9 protein-coding genes and 3 rRNA genes are annotated in these 16,662 nt (G+C 58.0%); 3 read left to right on the top strand and 9 right to left on the bottom strand.

All coding sequences use genetic code 11. The features are described from left to right. The first annotated feature begins 3 nt into the window (after positions 1-3). Both ESZ53_RS11130 and ESZ53_RS11125 read left to right on the top strand, forming a co-directional pair. Positions 4-1,308 carry a sulfatase gene (locus tag ESZ53_RS11130; RefSeq protein WP_129072893.1) on the top strand — a complete coding sequence of 435 codons (1,305 nt, stop codon included), beginning with the start codon at positions 4-6 and terminating at the stop codon, positions 1,306-1,308. A 9-nt stretch (positions 1,309-1,317) separates the two neighbouring features. Then, positions 1,318-2,244, top strand: coding sequence for a LysR family transcriptional regulator (locus tag ESZ53_RS11125; protein ID WP_129072892.1), 927 nt, complete (start codon positions 1,318-1,320; stop codon positions 2,242-2,244). Positions 2,245-2,268: 24 nt separating this feature from the next. Here ESZ53_RS11125 and ESZ53_RS11120 read toward each other — a convergent pair whose 3' ends face one another. The 6 genes from ESZ53_RS11120 to ESZ53_RS11095 form a co-directional block, all read right to left on the bottom strand. Next, positions 2,269-2,619 carry an HPF/RaiA family ribosome-associated protein gene (locus ESZ53_RS11120; RefSeq protein WP_129072891.1) on the bottom strand — a complete coding sequence of 117 codons (351 nt, stop codon included), beginning with the start codon at positions 2,617-2,619 and terminating at the stop codon, positions 2,269-2,271. Positions 2,620-2,797: 178 nt separating this feature from the next. Further along, positions 2,798-2,914, bottom strand: a 5S ribosomal RNA gene (rrf, locus tag ESZ53_RS11115). Positions 2,915-3,095: 181 nt separating this feature from the next. Further along, a 23S ribosomal RNA gene (locus ESZ53_RS11110) occupies positions 3,096-6,215 on the bottom strand. 508 nt (positions 6,216-6,723) lie between these two features. Continuing rightward, positions 6,724-8,248, bottom strand: a 16S ribosomal RNA gene (locus ESZ53_RS11105). Together the 16S, 23S and 5S rRNA genes form the textbook arrangement of a ribosomal RNA operon. Before the next feature lie 734 nt (positions 8,249-8,982). Continuing rightward, a complete protein-coding gene (locus ESZ53_RS11100) occupies positions 8,983-9,768 on the bottom strand; it encodes a DUF427 domain-containing protein (RefSeq protein ID WP_129072890.1) in 786 nt (261 codons plus the stop codon). A 167-nt stretch (positions 9,769-9,935) separates the two neighbouring features. After that, a complete protein-coding gene (locus tag ESZ53_RS11095; protein WP_129072889.1) occupies positions 9,936-11,501 on the bottom strand; it encodes a carbohydrate-binding domain-containing protein in 1,566 nt (521 codons plus the stop codon). Positions 11,502-11,673: 172 nt separating this feature from the next. Here ESZ53_RS11095 and ESZ53_RS11090 point away from each other — a divergent pair, with 172 nt between their 5' ends. After that, positions 11,674-12,489, top strand: coding sequence for a dienelactone hydrolase family protein (locus ESZ53_RS11090; protein WP_129072888.1), 816 nt, complete (start codon positions 11,674-11,676; stop codon positions 12,487-12,489). Positions 12,490-12,605: 116 nt separating this feature from the next. On the opposite strand, the gene ESZ53_RS11085 is transcribed toward ESZ53_RS11090, so the two are convergent. The 3 genes from ESZ53_RS11085 to aspT form a co-directional block, all read right to left on the bottom strand. After that, complete coding sequence (locus ESZ53_RS11085) at positions 12,606-12,998, bottom strand: HsmA family protein (RefSeq protein WP_129072887.1); 393 nt, start codon at positions 12,996-12,998, stop codon at positions 12,606-12,608. A 314-nt stretch (positions 12,999-13,312) separates the two neighbouring features. Continuing rightward, complete coding sequence (locus ESZ53_RS11080) at positions 13,313-14,908, bottom strand: bifunctional aspartate transaminase/aspartate 4-decarboxylase (protein ID WP_129072886.1); 1,596 nt, start codon at positions 14,906-14,908, stop codon at positions 13,313-13,315. 22 nt (positions 14,909-14,930) lie between these two features. Then, on the bottom strand, positions 14,931-16,640 hold the full coding sequence (gene aspT / locus ESZ53_RS11075) for an aspartate-alanine antiporter (protein WP_129072885.1): 1,710 nt from the start codon (positions 16,638-16,640) through the stop codon (positions 14,931-14,933). Between the last annotated feature and the right edge of the window lie 22 nt (positions 16,641-16,662).

Raw genomic sequence — 16,662 nt, 5'->3', positions numbered from 1 at the left:
ACGATGGTCTCCCAGCCAGATATCGTCCTCATCCACTGCCACGATCTCGGCGATTGGCTCTCCTGCTACGACATGCCGTCGGTGCCCAGTCCCCGCCTTGAGGCGTTCGCTGACTCCGGCGTCATTTTCGATGCAGCTTTCGCGACCGCACCGCTGTGCACTCCCGCACGCTCCTCCATCTTCACCGGCCGCCTGCCGCACCAAAACGGACTCATGGGTCTCACTCATGCTGGCTGGCAGTACAAGCCCGGCGTCACTACGCTGCCGGAGCTGTTGCGCCGCGAAGGCTACCGAAGCGCTCTGATCGGGCTGCAGCATGAAGATTTCGATGCCCGCGTGCTCGGCTACGACGAAGTGCACGGACTTGGATTCCTTCCTCGCGCGATGGAGGTCGCCCGCCGTGTTGACTGGTGGTACGGCCAGCCGCGCGACGACACCCCCACCCTGCTGACGATCGGCATCTGGGAAGTCCACCGCCCCTGGCCAGCCGAAGACTACGAGTACGCGGATCCGGCCACCGTCGACGTGCCGCCGTACCTCCCCGACAACGCAGACACACGCAACGACATCGCAGCCTTCCACGGAGCCATTCGCCAGATGGATGCCGCGGTCGGCCAGATCATCGACCGCATCACCGCATCGCCCAAGGGCCGCGACACCCTCATCATTTTCACGACCGACCACGGGGTCGCCTTCCCGCGCGCCAAGAGCACCCTCTACGACTCGGGAGTCAAGGTCGCTTTCATCGTTCGCCCCCCGGAGTCGTTCGGGGTTGAGCCTGGCCGCCGCGACCACATCGTCAGCCACCTCGACATCGTGCCGACGCTCGTGACCGTTGCCGGCGGAACACCGTCCGACGAACTCGAGGGCGAGAGCATCCTCACTCGCCTGCAGACAACGGATGAAGCAGCACCGGATACCCGCGAACTCCTGCTAGAAAAGAGTTTCCACGATCGCTATGACCCGATCCGTGCCATCCGCACCCCGAGCGCCAAGTACATTCGCAACTTCGAGCAGGGCGTGCGAGTGCCGCTTCCCCTCGACCTAGAGGAGAGCGCGACCCGAGCCGGGATGGGTGACTGGCCCAACGATCCGCGGCCCGCCGAGGAACTGTATGACCTCGCCGCGGATCCCTCGGAGCTCACCAACCTCATCAACGATCCGCAGTATGCCGACCTGCGCGCCGACCTTGTCGCCCGACTCGAAAAGCTCATGCGGGATACCCACGACCCGCTTCTCGCCGGGCCCATTCCGGAGCCTCCCGCGCCGCAGCGTCCGACAGATGAGCGGATGACGCTCGGTCGCTAAGGTTGCAGCATGGAACTCGTCTGGTGCAGATCGTTTCTCGCCGTGCACGAGCAGGGCGGCTTTACCGCGGCCTCCCGCACCCTCCATCGCTCGCAGTCTCGGATCAGCGCCCATGTGGCCGCGCTGGAAGCCGAGCTTGGCGCTCAACTCTTCCACCGGGATGTGCACCCGCCAACGCTGACCGCTGCTGGCACCGCGTTTCTGCCCCATGCTCGTGCAACCGTCACGGAGTGGCAGTCGGCGCTGGCCGCGGTGGCGGCCGGTCAGGGCCAAGTACGGGGCAATGTCGCAGTGGGAAGCGTACCGAGCGTCAGCGCGATGCTCATCGCTCCGCTGCTTGCGGAGTTCTCCGAAACGCACCCCGAAGTCCGTTTTGAAGTGCACGAAGGTGCTAACAATTGGCTGGATGAGGCACTCGCGCACCGCACGATCGAACTGGGAATCAGCCCGATGGAGATCACGCCGCGCCTCGGTATCGCGCAGCGGGCCCTCTTGACTGACCCGTTCCGCGCCGTCGTGCCCTTCGATCATCCGGCGGCCTCAGCAGGCTTTCTTGAGCTGGAGCAGCTCGTGGGCAAACCGGTCATCACAACCGGAGAGGCTGGTCTCGACCCGCACGTGGGACTCGAGTTCCGGGAGCTCCTGGAGCATGTCGAATTCGACTACGAACGCAGCCTCGCCGTAACCCAGCCGACGACCGTGTTCTCCTTCGTCCGTGCCGGATTGGGGATCGGAATCATGGGTGCCTTGGGTACCAGAATCGTGCGCGACAACAGCCTGGTTGTCGTTCCCGTGAACGCGGAGAATGCGTCCCGGAAGATCGGATTACGCTGGGCCAACACCCGTCGGCTGTCGCCAGCCGCATCCGCTTTCGCTGATGCGCTCGAAGCGATGGTCGATCGCGAAATCGCGGCCGGCCGCCTCGAAGCACGATAACGCGGCCCAGCGGCTGCTCGCGCGTTAGCGGGGTTCGACACCGCCCATTGAGCTGGCGCCCTTGTGCTGGTCGGCACGGCCGAAGGTGGTCTCGAGCACGTGCTGCATCTTGCGCGTGGCACCGTTGATTGCAGAATCTACCGTCGACGCGTTGTCGGTAGCAAGTTCCGGAGTACGGTTTTCGGGGCGAGCTTCAAGCTGGCAGCGGATGTCACCACCGGTGCTGCGACCGGCACTCTCGTCGCTCAAGTGGACTTCGAGTCGTGTGAGGTGGGCGCTGAAATGCGCGAGCTTGCTCTCGAGCTCCGCAGTGATTGCGGCAATCGTGTCTTCGCTGAGAGTGATGTTGTTATCGGTATTGACGATGACCTGCATGGTTGCCTCCTGGCACGTGAGGTGCACCGCGGGGTTGCCCTGAGGTGAGGAGTTCGCGGGAGGGCCAGCGGTACATCTACCCTTCACGCTACGCCGCGAGCCTGTCTGCTGCCAGTGCGGGCGCTTGGTTAAAGCAAAATAACCACACCCCGAAGGGTGTGGCTATCTCACAATTTAAGTCCGGCGGTGTCCTACTCTCCCACAAGGTCCCCCTTGCAGTACCATCGGCGCAGAGAGTCTTAGCTTCCGGGTTCGGAATGTAACCGGGCGTTTCCCTCTCGCTATGGCCGCCGAAACACTATTGATTTATGTATCAGTCTGGGCCAGTTCACATCACAGAGCATTCCACCAAGGTGGGTGCTCAGCAGTGTGTGCTGGGCGCAGTTCCCGACCGTAAATCGGGAACCACAAAGTGGACGCGAGAATTCTTCTCAGTCACCATTCGACAACCCGAAGGTCGCCCAGTGAGGTGGGGTGTTATCAATTTGTCGACATATTAGTACTGGTCAGCTCCACAGGTCTTTAGTCCCTGCTTCCACATCCAGCCTATCAACGCAGTAGTCTAGCTGCGAGTCTCTCAGCCCTAAGGCCATGGAAATCTCATCTTGAAGCTGGCTTCCCGCTTAGATGCTTTCAGCGGTTATCCATTCCGAACGTAGCTAATCAGCGGTGCTCCTGGCGGAACAACTGACACACCAGAGGTTCGTCCATCCCGGTCCTCTCGTACTAGGGATAGATCTTCTCAAATTTCCTGCGCGCGCAGAGGATAGGGACCGAACTGTCTCACGACGTTCTAAACCCAGCTCGCGTACCGCTTTAATGGGCGAACAGCCCAACCCTTGGGACCTACTCCAGCCCCAGGATGCGACGAGCCGACATCGAGGTGCCAAACCATGCCGTCGATATGGACTCTTGGGCAAGATCAGCCTGTTATCCCCGAGGTACCTTTTATCCGTTGAGCGACAGCGCTTCCACAAGCCACTGCCGGATCACTAGTCCCGACTTTCGTCCCTGCTCGACTTGTCAGTCTCACAGTCAAGCTCCCTTGTGCACTTACACTCGACACCTGATTACCAACCAGGTTGAGGGAACCTTTGGGCGCCTCCGTTACTTTTTGGGAGGCAACCGCCCCAGTTAAACTACCCACCATGCACTGTCCCTGAACCGGATTACGGTCCGAAGTTAGATATCCAATATGACCAGAGTGGTATTTCAACAATGACTCCACCTGAACTAGCGTCCAAGCTTCACAGTCTCCCACCTATCCTACACAGGCCACACCGAACACCAATACAAAGCTATAGTAAAGGTCACGGGGTCTTTCCGTCCTTCTGCGCGTAACGAGCATCTTTACTCGTAGTGCAATTTCGCCGAGTTCGCGGTTGAGACAGCTGGGAAGTCGTTACGCCATTCGTGCAGGTCGGAACTTACCCGACAAGGAATTTCGCTACCTTAGGATGGTTATAGTTACCACCGCCGTTTACTGGGGCTTAAATTCACAGCTTCGCCTTACGGCTAACCGTTCCTCTTAACCTTCCAGCACCGGGCAGGCGTCAGTCCGTATACATCGTCTTGCGACTTAGCACGGACCTGTGTTTTTAGTAAACAGTCGCTTCCCACTGGTCTCTGCGGCCCTGCAGCGCTCCCGGAGCAAGTCCGTTCACGCCTTAGGCCCCCCTTATCCCGAAGTTACGGGGGCATTTTGCCGAGTTCCTTAACCACGATTCTCTCGATCTCCTTAGTATTCTCTACCTGATCACCTGAGTCGGTTTGGGGTACGGGTAACTTGAACCTCGCGTCGATGCTTTTCTTGGCAGCATAGGATCACTGATTTCGTCCGTGAGGACTACCCATCGAGTCTCAGCCTTAATGAGAGACGGATTTGCCTATCTCTCGGCCTACATTCTTAGACCGGGACAACCATCGCCCGGCTCAGCTACCTTCCTGCGTCACACCTGTTAATACGCTAACCGCACCAGCATAGGGTCGTACGCTAGGCCCCACGCTTCACCCCGAAGGGATCCATCTAGGGGATTCAGATACTTAGCATCACTGGATTAGTTTGGGCGGTTCTTCGTCAGTACGGGAATATCAACCCGTTGTCCATCGACTACGCCTGTCGGCCTCGCCTTAGGTCCCGACTTACCCAGGGCGGATTAGCCTGGCCCTGGAACCCTTGATCATTCGGAGGACGGGTTTCTCGCCCGTCTTTCGCTACTCATGCCTGCATTCTCACTCGTGTAGGCTCCACGGCTGGTTTACACCGCCGCTTCACTGCCCACACGACGCTCTCCTACCACTCCGTACGGCTGAACCACGAAGGCTTACCTAAAATACGAAATCTACAACTTCGGTGGTGTGCTTGAGCCCCGTTACATTGTCGGCGCGGAATCACTTGACCAGTGAGCTATTACGCACTCTTTCAAGGGTGGCTGCTTCTAAGCCAACCTCCTGGTTGTCTATGCAACTCCACATCCTTTCCCACTTAGCACACGCTTGGGGACCTTAGTTGGTAGTCTGGGCTGTTACCCTCTCGACGATGAAGCTTATCCCCCACCGTCTCACTGCTGCGCTCTCACTTACCGGCATTCGGAGTTTGGCTAACGTCAGTAACCTTTTAGGGCCCATCAGCTATCCAGTAGCTCTACCTCCGGCAAGAAACACGCAACGCTGCACCTAAATGCATTTCGGAGAGAACCAGCTATCACGAAGTTTGATTGGCCTTTCACCCCTATCCACAGCTCATCCCCTCAGTTTTCAACCTAAGTGGGTTCGGTCCTCCACGCGCTCTTACACGCGCTTCAACCTGGCCATGGATAGATCACTTCGCTTCGGGTCTAGAACCAGCGACTAAAACGCCCTATTAAGACTCGCTTTCGCTACGGCTGCCCCACACGGGTTAACCTCGCCACTGATCACTAACTCGCAGGCTCATTCTTCAAAAGGCACGCTGTCACAGCTACTAAGGCTGCTCCAACGGTTTGTAAGCAAACGGTTTCAGGTACTATTTCACTCCCCTCCCGGGGTACTTTTCACCTTTCCCTCACGGTACTTGTCCGCTATCGGTCATCTGGAAGTATTTAGGCTTATCAGGTGGTCCTGACAGATTCACACGGGATTTCTCGGGCCCCGTGCTACTTGGGATACTCTTCGGACCATTGACACATTTCGACTACCGGGCTGGCACCGTCTATGGCTGGGCTTTCAATCCCATTCGTCTATATATCGTTGTAATCCTTGCTGTACGGCAGTAACAGCTGAAAAGTCCCACTACCCCGACCATGCAACGCCTGCCGGCTATCACACATGATCGGTTTGGCCTCGTCCGGTTTCGCTCGCCACTACTAACGGAATCACGGTTGTTTTCTCTTCCTGTGGGTACTGAGATGTTTCACTTCCCCACGTTCCCTCTACCCGCCCTATATATTCAGGCGGGAGTCACTGAGTCGTCTTGCAACGCCCAGCGGGGTTTCCCCATTCGGAAATCCTCGGATCAAAGCTCTATTATCAGCTCCCCGAGGCTTATCGCAGATTTATACGTCCTTCTTCGGCTCCAGATGCCAAGGCATCCACCGTTTGCTCTTAGAAAATTGATATCACATGAGTATAAGAATCGATCGCAACACCAAAGTGTTGAGATTGACCAATGAACTGCCACACCCAAAGGCATGACAGCAATTGTTATTTCTTGTGATTCGACCTTTCGGTCGAATCTAAGATGCTCGCGTCCACTGTGTAGTTCTCAAAATACGGGCGGTATCCTCCACCACCCCCAACAAGTCGGAGATGGCACCAGGATCCGTTAGACCCAAACACCCTTACGGATGTTCCGGCCCTAAGGTACGAACACGAACCCAAAGGTTCATGGCCGGTCCCTCAGGACCCAACAACGTGCAAAGACCAGCACCCCTGAAACCCCTCGTTCCAACCAACAAAAGCTGGCGTACTAAAGAAACAACAGTTCCTCTGATCACAATGTCAATGTTCCACCCATGAGCGCCGTCTACCCCGAACAGGGCAGTACGACTTATGCAACATAAATTCGGCAATCTTTGACTCTGTGTATACCGCAGAGACGAAAACCGAGTTGCACATGCTCCTTAGAAAGGAGGTGATCCAGCCGCACCTTCCGGTACGGCTACCTTGTTACGACTTAGTCCTAATTACCAATCCCACCTTCGACAGCTCCTCCCCTTGCGGGTTAGGCCACTGGCTTCGGGTGTTACCGACTTTCATGACTTGACGGGCGGTGTGTACAAGGCCCGGGAACGTATTCACCGCAGCGTTGCTGATCTGCGATTACTAGCGACTCCGACTTCATGAGGTCGAGTTGCAGACCTCAATCCGAACTGAGACCGACTTTTTGGGATTCGCTCCACCTCGCGGTATTGCAGCCCTTTGTATCGGCCATTGTAGCATGCGTGAAGCCCAAGACATAAGGGGCATGATGATTTGACGTCATCCCCACCTTCCTCCGAGTTGACCCCGGCAGTCTCCTTTGAGTTCCCACCATTACGTGCTGGCAACAAAGAACGAGGGTTGCGCTCGTTGCGGGACTTAACCCAACATCTCACGACACGAGCTGACGACAACCATGCACCACCTGTTTACGAGTGTCCAAAGAGTGAACTATTTCTAGCCCGTTCTCGTATATGTCAAGTCTTGGTAAGGTTCTTCGCGTTGCATCGAATTAATCCGCATGCTCCGCCGCTTGTGCGGGCCCCCGTCAATTCCTTTGAGTTTTAGCCTTGCGGCCGTACTCCCCAGGCGGGGAACTTAATGCGTTAGCTGCGACACAGAAACCGTGGAATGGCCCCTACATCTAGTTCCCAACGTTTACGGCATGGACTACCAGGGTATCTAATCCTGTTCGCTCCCCATGCTTTCGCTCCTCAGCGTCAGTAACGGCCCAGAGATCTGCCTTCGCCATTGGTGTTCCTCCTGATATCTGCGCATTCCACCGCTACACCAGGAATTCCAATCTCCCCTACCGCACTCTAGTCTGCCCGTACCCACTGCAGGCTGGGGGTTGAGCCCCCAGTTTTCACAGCAGACGCGACAAACCGCCTACGAGCTCTTTACGCCCAATAATTCCGGATAACGCTTGCACCCTACGTATTACCGCGGCTGCTGGCACGTAGTTAGCCGGTGCTTTTTCTGCAGGTACCGTCACTTTCGCTTCTTCCCTACTAAAAGAGGTTTACAACCCGAAGGCCGTCGTCCCTCACGCGGCGTTGCTGCATCAGGCTTGCGCCCATTGTGCAATATTCCCCACTGCTGCCTCCCGTAGGAGTCTGGACCGTGTCTCAGTTCCAGTGTGGCCGGTCACCCTCTCAGGCCGGCTACCCGTCGTAGGCTTGGTGAGCCATTACCTCACCAACTACCTGATAGGCCGCGAGTCCATCCTTGACCGAAATTCTTTCCAGCTCCTCACCATGCGGCGGAAGCTCGTATCCGGTATTAGACGTCGTTTCCAACGCTTATTCCAGAGTCAAGGGCAGGTTACTCACGTGTTACTCACCCGTTCGCCACTAATCCACCAGAGCAAGCTCCAGCTTCATCGTTCGACTTGCATGTGTTAAGCACGCCGCCAGCGTTCATCCTGAGCCAGGATCAAACTCTCCATAAATGTTTGATTGCACCAGCTACAAGTAACCGATGCACATCTTGCGTCACCCGCGTCCGGAATAGGACGTCGAGGCGACAAGTTTGAAACTGACAGAACAAATCAATACTGACTTGCTTTGTTTGTTTATATCTATTTCCAAAGGAATCCGCTGTGCAAACAATCACGACCCGAACGGGACGATCATATTAAGCACAGTCGGGTTTTTGGCATTTGACATTGTGCACGCTGTTGAGTTCTCAAGGATCGGACGCTCCTGACCTCCACCGCAAACGGCTTCACCCCAGGGCTTTCAAAACCTGTGTTGGCAACCCCCGCTTGACTGCGGGAGGCAACCTGTCTAACTTACCAGCTTCAGACTGTTTGTCAAACCAGCAATCCCGGACTAAAACAGCCCAAAACAACCAACCGACACACGCATGAAGCGGGTACTCATCCTAAGATCTGAAGTCGGATCCTAATGAAAGGAATTCCGCTGTTTGACTCGACCACAACTCGAAAGTTGTGGAGGATGGTGGCCCCCACTTGAGGCCGGAAACCTAGCAGCAGAACTGCCCGGGACTTCCGCACCTTTGGGGTGACAAGAGGAAACATTACGTGCATTTTGCCCCCCTCGCCAACACCGCCCACATCCCGGGCGTGTCGCAAAAATGAGGCCCCTAAAACACTGCACTGTGCTCGTTGAGGAACGCGCTGACTGACACTCGTGAAGCGGACAGCCCGCGCCATCCACTGGTCTACTTGTCGGCCGAACTCGATGGGAAGAAGTGCGTCTTGGCCTGCGTGAGCTCAACACCGTCGATGAAGATATTGACCTTCTCGTTGTAGAAGGCGACGAGCCCGGTGATGGGCAAGAGTTGGCGCGTGGGGAAGGAATACGACCACGCAAGATCGTCGTGCACCGTGCCGCCCACCTTCACCGACCAGTAATCGGTGGTGGTTCCCTTATAGGGACACTCGGTGACAGTGTCGTTGGGCACGAGGTGCTCAAAGTTCACCTCCGTGCGATTGAGGTAATACCGCGTCGGCAAACCGGTTTCGTAGACCATGACCGGAGACGACGACTCGGCAAGAACGGCCCCGTCGAGTTCGACGCGCACTGTGCGGGTCGAACGTACGGCATCCACTCGCGTGTACGGATTGCGTGGGTGCACGAATACCTGCTCGTCTTCTTCGAACCAGGAGTCGAGAGCATCCCACTCGAAACGAACCATGTCGGCGAGGCCCTCGAGCCCATCGCCGGCATAAACCTTGGCGGCGGCCGGATGCTCGCGCTCCTCCACCGCGAGGCCCGTACGGTGATAGCTGCCACGGGTCTCGTGCTTCTCCTGCACCTCGTCGACGAGGAACTCGGACTTCACGTCGGCGAGCGGGATGTAGAACTGCGGATACGGCGCCCACTCCCACACATACAGGGCTGCCGTCGTGTCGAAGATGAGCTCGCCCGCGAAATAGCCACGGATGCGACGCGGAACAGGCTGGATGAGGTTCTTCTCGGAAATCATGCCTGGATAGTCGTTCATCAGAACCCTCTTTCGTCAGTGGTTTTAGCCTGCCACTGTTGGCTGACAGTTGTACCCGCAACAGCGATCGCCGCCAGAGCGAACGCCCTTCGGCGAACTCTGGCGGCAACCACTGCAGTTCCGGTTGACGGGCGAGGCACTCCCCTGACGGGAGTCTCGCATGAGGGCTAGGGGCGAGGCGCCCCTCCGTCACCGGCACCTTCGCTGCCCGCTGCAGCGACTCCGGCAGTCACCGTTCCGGCAGAATCGCCGTTGACGGTGACCGCGTAGGTCTCGCCGTTCGTGATGGCGGCATCCGACAACACGACCGACTGGAACGACTTGATCGAGGTGAACTCGGCGACCACAGTGCCGCTGCTATCGAGCACCTGCACGGCTTGGTCGGCGCCGTAGGACTGTTCGAGCGAAGCGCTCACCCAGCCCTGAGCCGAGGACGTTTCGGGCGAGGTGGCCATTCCGGTCATGCCGACTGCCAGGACTGTTCCGCCGTCGACCACGATGACGCCGTTCGCATCGAGCGCACCCTCACGGTCCTCTGACGATCCGAACACCGTGGTCATACCGCCCGTGACGAGCATCGAACCGTTGGAGTCGATTCCGTCGCCGGCAGAGTTGACCGTGGTCTCGCCGCCGGTGATCGACACCATTGCTCCGTCATCCGCTTCGACGATGCCGCCAATGTCGGTGGTGGTGCTGGTGCCGCTCGTTGCGTTGATGCCGTCGTCGCTCGCGTTGACCGCGAGCGCGCCACCCTCGATGGTGATGTAGTACGACTCGATGCCCTCGTAAGAATTGGTGACAGCGGTTCCGCCGCCCGAGACCACGATGTTGACCTCAGACTTGAGCCCGTCGTCTTCGGCCGCGAGCGTGGTCGAACCACCGGCGATCACAATGTCGGTTTCGGCCTGGACCCCGTCATCCGCTGCAGTGAGGGCAACTGTTCCGCCCGCGATGTAGACGTAGCCGCGGGTCTCGTCTTCGTCGTTGTCTGACTTGAGGGCATCGCCGCCGGCATCCACCGTGACCGTGCCGCCTTCGATAGTCAGTGAGTCTTTGCCGCGCAGACCGTCATCGCCGGCGGTGACCGTGATGTCACCCGAGAGGATGACGAGGTCGTCGTGGCTTGTGATGCCGTCGTTGACCGCGCTGTTTACCGTAAGCGATCCGTCGCCTGAGATGGTGAGGTCCGCGTCGCTGAAGAGCGTGGCGTTGTAGTCGGCGTCGTCTCCGGTGGAGGAGAGTGAGTTCGTTCCGCTGAGGGAGACGGCCACGTCTTCGGCGTTAGCGACCGCGATCGCGGCGCTCGTGGCGCTAGAGATGTCGGCGCCGTCGAGCACGAGGGCCACGACAGCTTCATCGTCGGTGTCGACGACTACTTGGCCATCGAACTGCCCCGAGAGAATGTAGGTTCCGGCCGCGCTGATGGTGATCGTGGAGCCGGAGACGCTCACGCCATCGCCGTCGGCAGTTGCCGTGGAGCCGTCGAGGGCGATCGAAACGGCGCCATCGAGGGTCCACTCGTCGTCGTTGGTGGTCGTTGAGTTCGCGTTCGCCGCGAGGACTTCTGTCGCAACCGGTCCAAGGTTCAGGTCGACGTTCGCTTCGCTGATCTCGGCGGTCACGCTGGAGGTGACGGCGGGAGTGTCAACGGCGGTCGAGCATCCGGCCAACAGCACTCCGCCGATTAGGAAGGTGCTGACGGCGGCGGTAAGGGTGAAGTGGTTTCGCTTCATGATCAAGCTCCTCTGGTGGTTGACGTGTTCCATCACAGCGGGGTTCTCTATGACGTTCCTATGAACGAGCTATGCGTGAGCAGTGGATGCCTCACCGTCGTTGTGGGCTGAGCTTTGGATGGCGCTCAGCTGACACAGGGTGCGCTGGGTTCCCATGCGCGAAGATTGACCCATGACACCCGTGACCACCTCTTCCGCCCCGGTCGGCACGCTCGACGGTTGGGTGCGCGCGCCCTTCTCCGCCGCGGGCTTGACCTACGACTGCTTCGAAAAAGGGGCGGGGCCTGGCGTTGTGCTTATTCCCGAGATTCCCGGGATCACCCCGGAGGTGCTGGGCTTGGCCGAGCACCTTGTCGCGGCGGGCTTCACCGTGGTCGTGCCGTCACCCTTCGGCCAACCGGGCAAGCCCAAAACCCTGGGCTACATGACGCGGATCGTGCTGCGGTTGTGCGTGACCGCGGAGTTCCGCGCGTTCGCAACGAACTCGTCGCGGCCCGTCACCGACTACTTTCGGGCGGTTGCCTCCGACCTCGCGGCCCGCACTCCCGGGCGCGGTGTCGGTGTGATCGGGCAGTGCTTCACGGGCGGATTCGCGTTAGCTGCGGCGATTGATGACTCCGTAGCGGCATCCGTTCTCAGCCAACCGGCCGTCCCCTTTCCGGTCGGCCAGGCGCGCCAACTCGATGCGGGAGTCTCGCCCGCCGAATTCGACCGCATTGCTGCCCGAGCGGATGCCGGCGAAGTCTGCGCTCTCGGCTTACGTTTCAGTGAAGACACCGCCGCCCCACGCGCCCGCTTCGACACCATCAAGGCTCGCCTCGGCGATGCCTTCGAGATCATCCAGCTGGATTCCTCGCCCGGGAACCCCGACGGTTATGCAGCAACTGCGCACTCTGTTCTCACCGGCGAAGTGCGCGAGAACCCGGCCAACTCGGCGGCGGTTGCGCGCGATCGCGTGGTGGCATTCTTGCGCGAGCGAATCAGCTGAGCGGCGACGGCTGGGCGGCAGGGCCCTGCTGGCGACGGCGGGCGTGGCTCGGCTGGCGACGCGCGACTAGCGACGAACGCAGCGCTGGCGATGCTGGCTACGCGAGCTGAACAGCTCTAGCCGAGGCTCGATCCCAGCGCACCGACGATATACGGCACGAGCCAGATGCCCCACACGATGACAGAGAATCGGTGAAAGCTGGTCTTCTCGGCTTCACGGTTGCGCACCAGCACGACGATCGCCCAAGCGAGGTGCACGGCCATAAGAACGATCGCGATAACCCCCGTGACACCCATCAGTTGGTTCAAGGCGCTCTGCTCGATGCCGGCCGCACGATTTTCCGTCGCGATCAGGTTCATCAGGAACGTGCCCGTGGCATCCGCCGCAAGGCCCAACCCAAAGAGCACGACGTGCCACGGCTTGAGCACCTTCTGCACTCGCTCGCTCCACACCCCGACCGTGTAGAACACGAGGGCCAGAGTGATGAGAATGATGGCAGGCAGCAGCATCTCTCTATTGTGTCCTGTTCACGGCTCGCGAGCGAAAGTGGTTCGTGACGACGAAAGCCCCACACGAATGTGGGGCTTTCAGCTGGTGCGCCCGGAGGGGTTTGAACCCCCGGCCTATTGATCCGTAGTCGAAAACCATTCCCGCAGAACTATGCGGAAGTGCCCAAAATCACTGCAAAACACTGGTGACTGGGCTGGACGTCGGCGCCATAAGTTGACCACGACGTTCCTCAAGTGTGGGTGAAATGTGGGCACGCTGTACTTGATAATTTATCGATAAAAAGGTTTATGCTGAAGAATTCTCTGGCCAGAAGCTACTCAAGCGTGAGAGTGAACGCGTCGTGATACTCATCGACGATGCGCCGAGTCGCGGCACCGATCGCTCGGTATTCGTTATCGGTTAGGTTCGCCAGGGAAACTCGGGCGGAAGTATCGATGACCTCGAATCCCTTTCCTGGTAAGAGGACTACCCCGGTTTCGTCAGCGAGGCGGAAGAGAAACGCCGTGCCGAGATCCTGTTTGATGAACCAATTTTTGAAATCAGCGCCGTAGAGATGGGCGCCAAGTTCCTGCAGGTCAATCAAGGTGTAGTAGTTCACATCATTTGGCTCAAATTTTGCCGTGATTCCAATGTTGCGGTACAAGGTTTGGTAGCGCTGACGGATAAGTTGCTTAGCGGCATTCTTGTACTGGCCAAGTCGATCCATCAACCCATTGAGCGCAAAGAGTGCCATCTGCAGTTGTTGCGGGGTGGAGAGTCCTGCCGTGTGGTTGAGGGCGACCGCGCGGCTATCCGCGACCAGACGGTCGATGAATGTCAGTGCGCGCGGCTCCGAGCTCAACGATACGTAGCGCTCATCCAAATCAGACTTCTCACTCTCGGGGACAGCCGTCAATTTGTCGTCGATGACGTTGCTTGCGTGAAGGGCGACAACGCCCAGCCGCCATCCAGTGGCTCCGAAAAACTTGGAGAACGAGTAGACGAGGAGGGTGTTGCGCGGTAAGACGGCAAACAAGGAGACGAAGTCGTCGGCGAATGTCCCGTACACGTCATCAGTCACGATGATGAGATCTGGACGTTGGTTGTTGACCAATTCAGTAAGTTGGTCAAGAACTGCGTTCGAGAGCTTCGACGATGGCGGATTGCTGGGGTTGACGATGCAAAATACTTTGATGGCGGGATCAAGGAGTTTATCGATTTCGCTCTGCGGGAGCTGCCAGTCATCCGTTCTATCCATCCGGATGTCGACGACGTCGAGCGCGTACTCCGCCAAAACAGGAATCTCTAGATACGGCGAAAAGATGGGTGTTGCGAGAGCAATTTTCTCGCCGGGGTGGATGATTCCGTTGACCGAGAGACTGTGGAAGATGTACGCCATTGCCGCTGTTCCGCCCTCGGTGGCGAAGAGGGAGAAGTCGCCGTCAGGCTTAATGGGCCCAAACATTTCCTGCGTCAGATAAGCCTTGATTATCTCCTCCACATGTCGCAAAATTCGCGGTGGTGTCGGATAGGTACACCCGAGAAAAGCGCCAACCATCTCGAACAGAAACTCGTCGCGATCGAGGCCGAGTTGGTCTTTGACGTAGGAGAGCGCTGACCTCAGAAATGTTATTCCTTGGCTATCGTCCTGATGAGCGGCGAAGGCCTCGAAGCGCTGCACGATGCCATCCTGTTCCGGGAGCCCTCCAAAGCCGCTGTTGAGGTAGGAATATGACCTTTCGGATTCCCTCATGGAGAACTCGCCGAGAGTGAGAAATGCCCAGCGGGGAAGAGTGGCCAGAAAGTTTGGGTTTCCGCGTCCCGCGTTCAACATCAGTCTTTGGGAGTCGGAAGAGGCAACGGAAATGAGTTTGTCTTTTAGCTCAAACGGGCTGAGGTTGGCGAAGTTAGAGTAGTCCTGCGTGGACATCGATTTCCTTTTCTCAGAGTGTTTACACAACGGCATTAGTGGTCACTAGCGCCACGATTACAGGACCCCACAGGGTCAAGAACACATTGGCAACGGCGTACGTGATGGTGAAAGAAACTACGGGGGTTGCGTTCCCGGCCTTGTCCAAAAGCGCGGCGAACGCCGGGTTCGAACTCCGCCCTCCGGCAACACAGGCGAGAGCTTCAATCGGATTGCGGATTCGAAGCACGTAATACGAGAAGAAAAACGTCAGGATCGGAGGAATCAGGGTGACGGCCACTCCGAGGAGGAATAAAGTGATCCCGTGCTGCTGAATTGCCACGAGGGCTTGGGGCCCAGCGGTGATTCCTACGACTCCGACGAAGACGGCAAGCCCGAAGTCTCGCAGGAAGTTGGAGGCCCCGGTGGGAAGCGCGGCGTACCGTGGGTGCACGCTGCGCAGCCATCCGAACAAGAGTCCGGAGAGCAGGCATCCAACACCGCTTCCGAGCGATATTGGTACACCCCACAGCGTAAAGCTGATGAGCCCGAGCAGTAGACCGATCGTCATCCCAATGCCAAAGAAAATGAAGTCAGTTATGGCCGCCGCACCAATTTTGTAACCGAGCTTGGACTGTACCCGATCAAGATCAGCGGGCCGCCCGACGAAGTGAAGTTCATCGCCCCTGTTGAAATTAAGCTTGCCCAGCAGGGGCAGCTCGATGCCCATCCGCTTAGCCTTCGTCAGAAACACTCCGTGGCGAGTACCCACGTTGACATGCTCATGAATCTCGTTCAACGACCGAGCTGTCAGAGCTTTATTCGTCAAAATAATTTCACGGAACTCCTCGACCAAGGGGAATCCACTGGACGCCGGCACTTCATCGCCGAGAAGAGCCCCCGCCACAATCATTGCTTCGGGTGTGCCCGAAAGGACGACCACGTCATCAGGCTGGAGCACGGTCTCATCAGTTAAGTTAATCGCTGCACCGGAGCGGAGAATGGCCTCAACTGCGGCGTCGGAGAGAATCGCATCAATTTCGAGGGCAGTCTTTCCGCTGGAACCTCGCGTCTCATCCAGGCTGAAGAATCTCGTAACGACGGGGCGAACCGCGTTGAACTCCCCGGGCTCGAGTTCGGCGATACCGCCGGACATCGTGGCTGAAAGTTTGATGGCCTCTGCTCGAATGTTCCACCGCTTGAGCGCGGGAATAAACCACGTCACCAAGATGATTGGACCAAGGGATCCGAAGATATAGGTAACGGCGTACCCAACGGCCACGTTGGTCTGCATCGTCTTGGTTACCTCAGCCGATAGCCCCAAGTTCGCGATGGCATCACCTGCCGTGCCGAGGATAGCGGACTGGGTCAATCCGCCGCTGGCAAGACCTGCGGCAAGACCGCGATCGAGACCGAAGACCCAGGCGCCGATAAGTACGACAATCAACCCCACCACGGTCATCACGACAGCTGAGGCGAGTTGGTTCAGAGAGCGACGATTCAGTGCGTGGAAGAATTGTGGTCCGCCTTGAAATCCGACCGCATAAATAAAGAGAGCAAAGAAGATCGTTTTGATACCAGGGTCAATCGTCACGCCGACTTGACCAATGACCACGCCCACTATCAGCGTTCCGGCGATCCCACCGAGTACAAAACTGCCGATCCGGATCTTGCCAATGAGGTAGCCCAGCGCGATGGTGATGAATAGCGCAAGAAGTGGTTGGGCGGTGAAGAGATCGTTGAGAAAACTCATCAGGTTCTCTAAGCGATCTCTT

This window comes from Salinibacterium sp. UTAS2018 (genome assembly GCF_004118935.1).
Taxonomy (GTDB): Bacteria; Actinomycetota; Actinomycetes; order Actinomycetales; family Microbacteriaceae; genus Rhodoglobus.
This window is presented reverse-complemented; position numbering and strand designations above follow the sequence as displayed.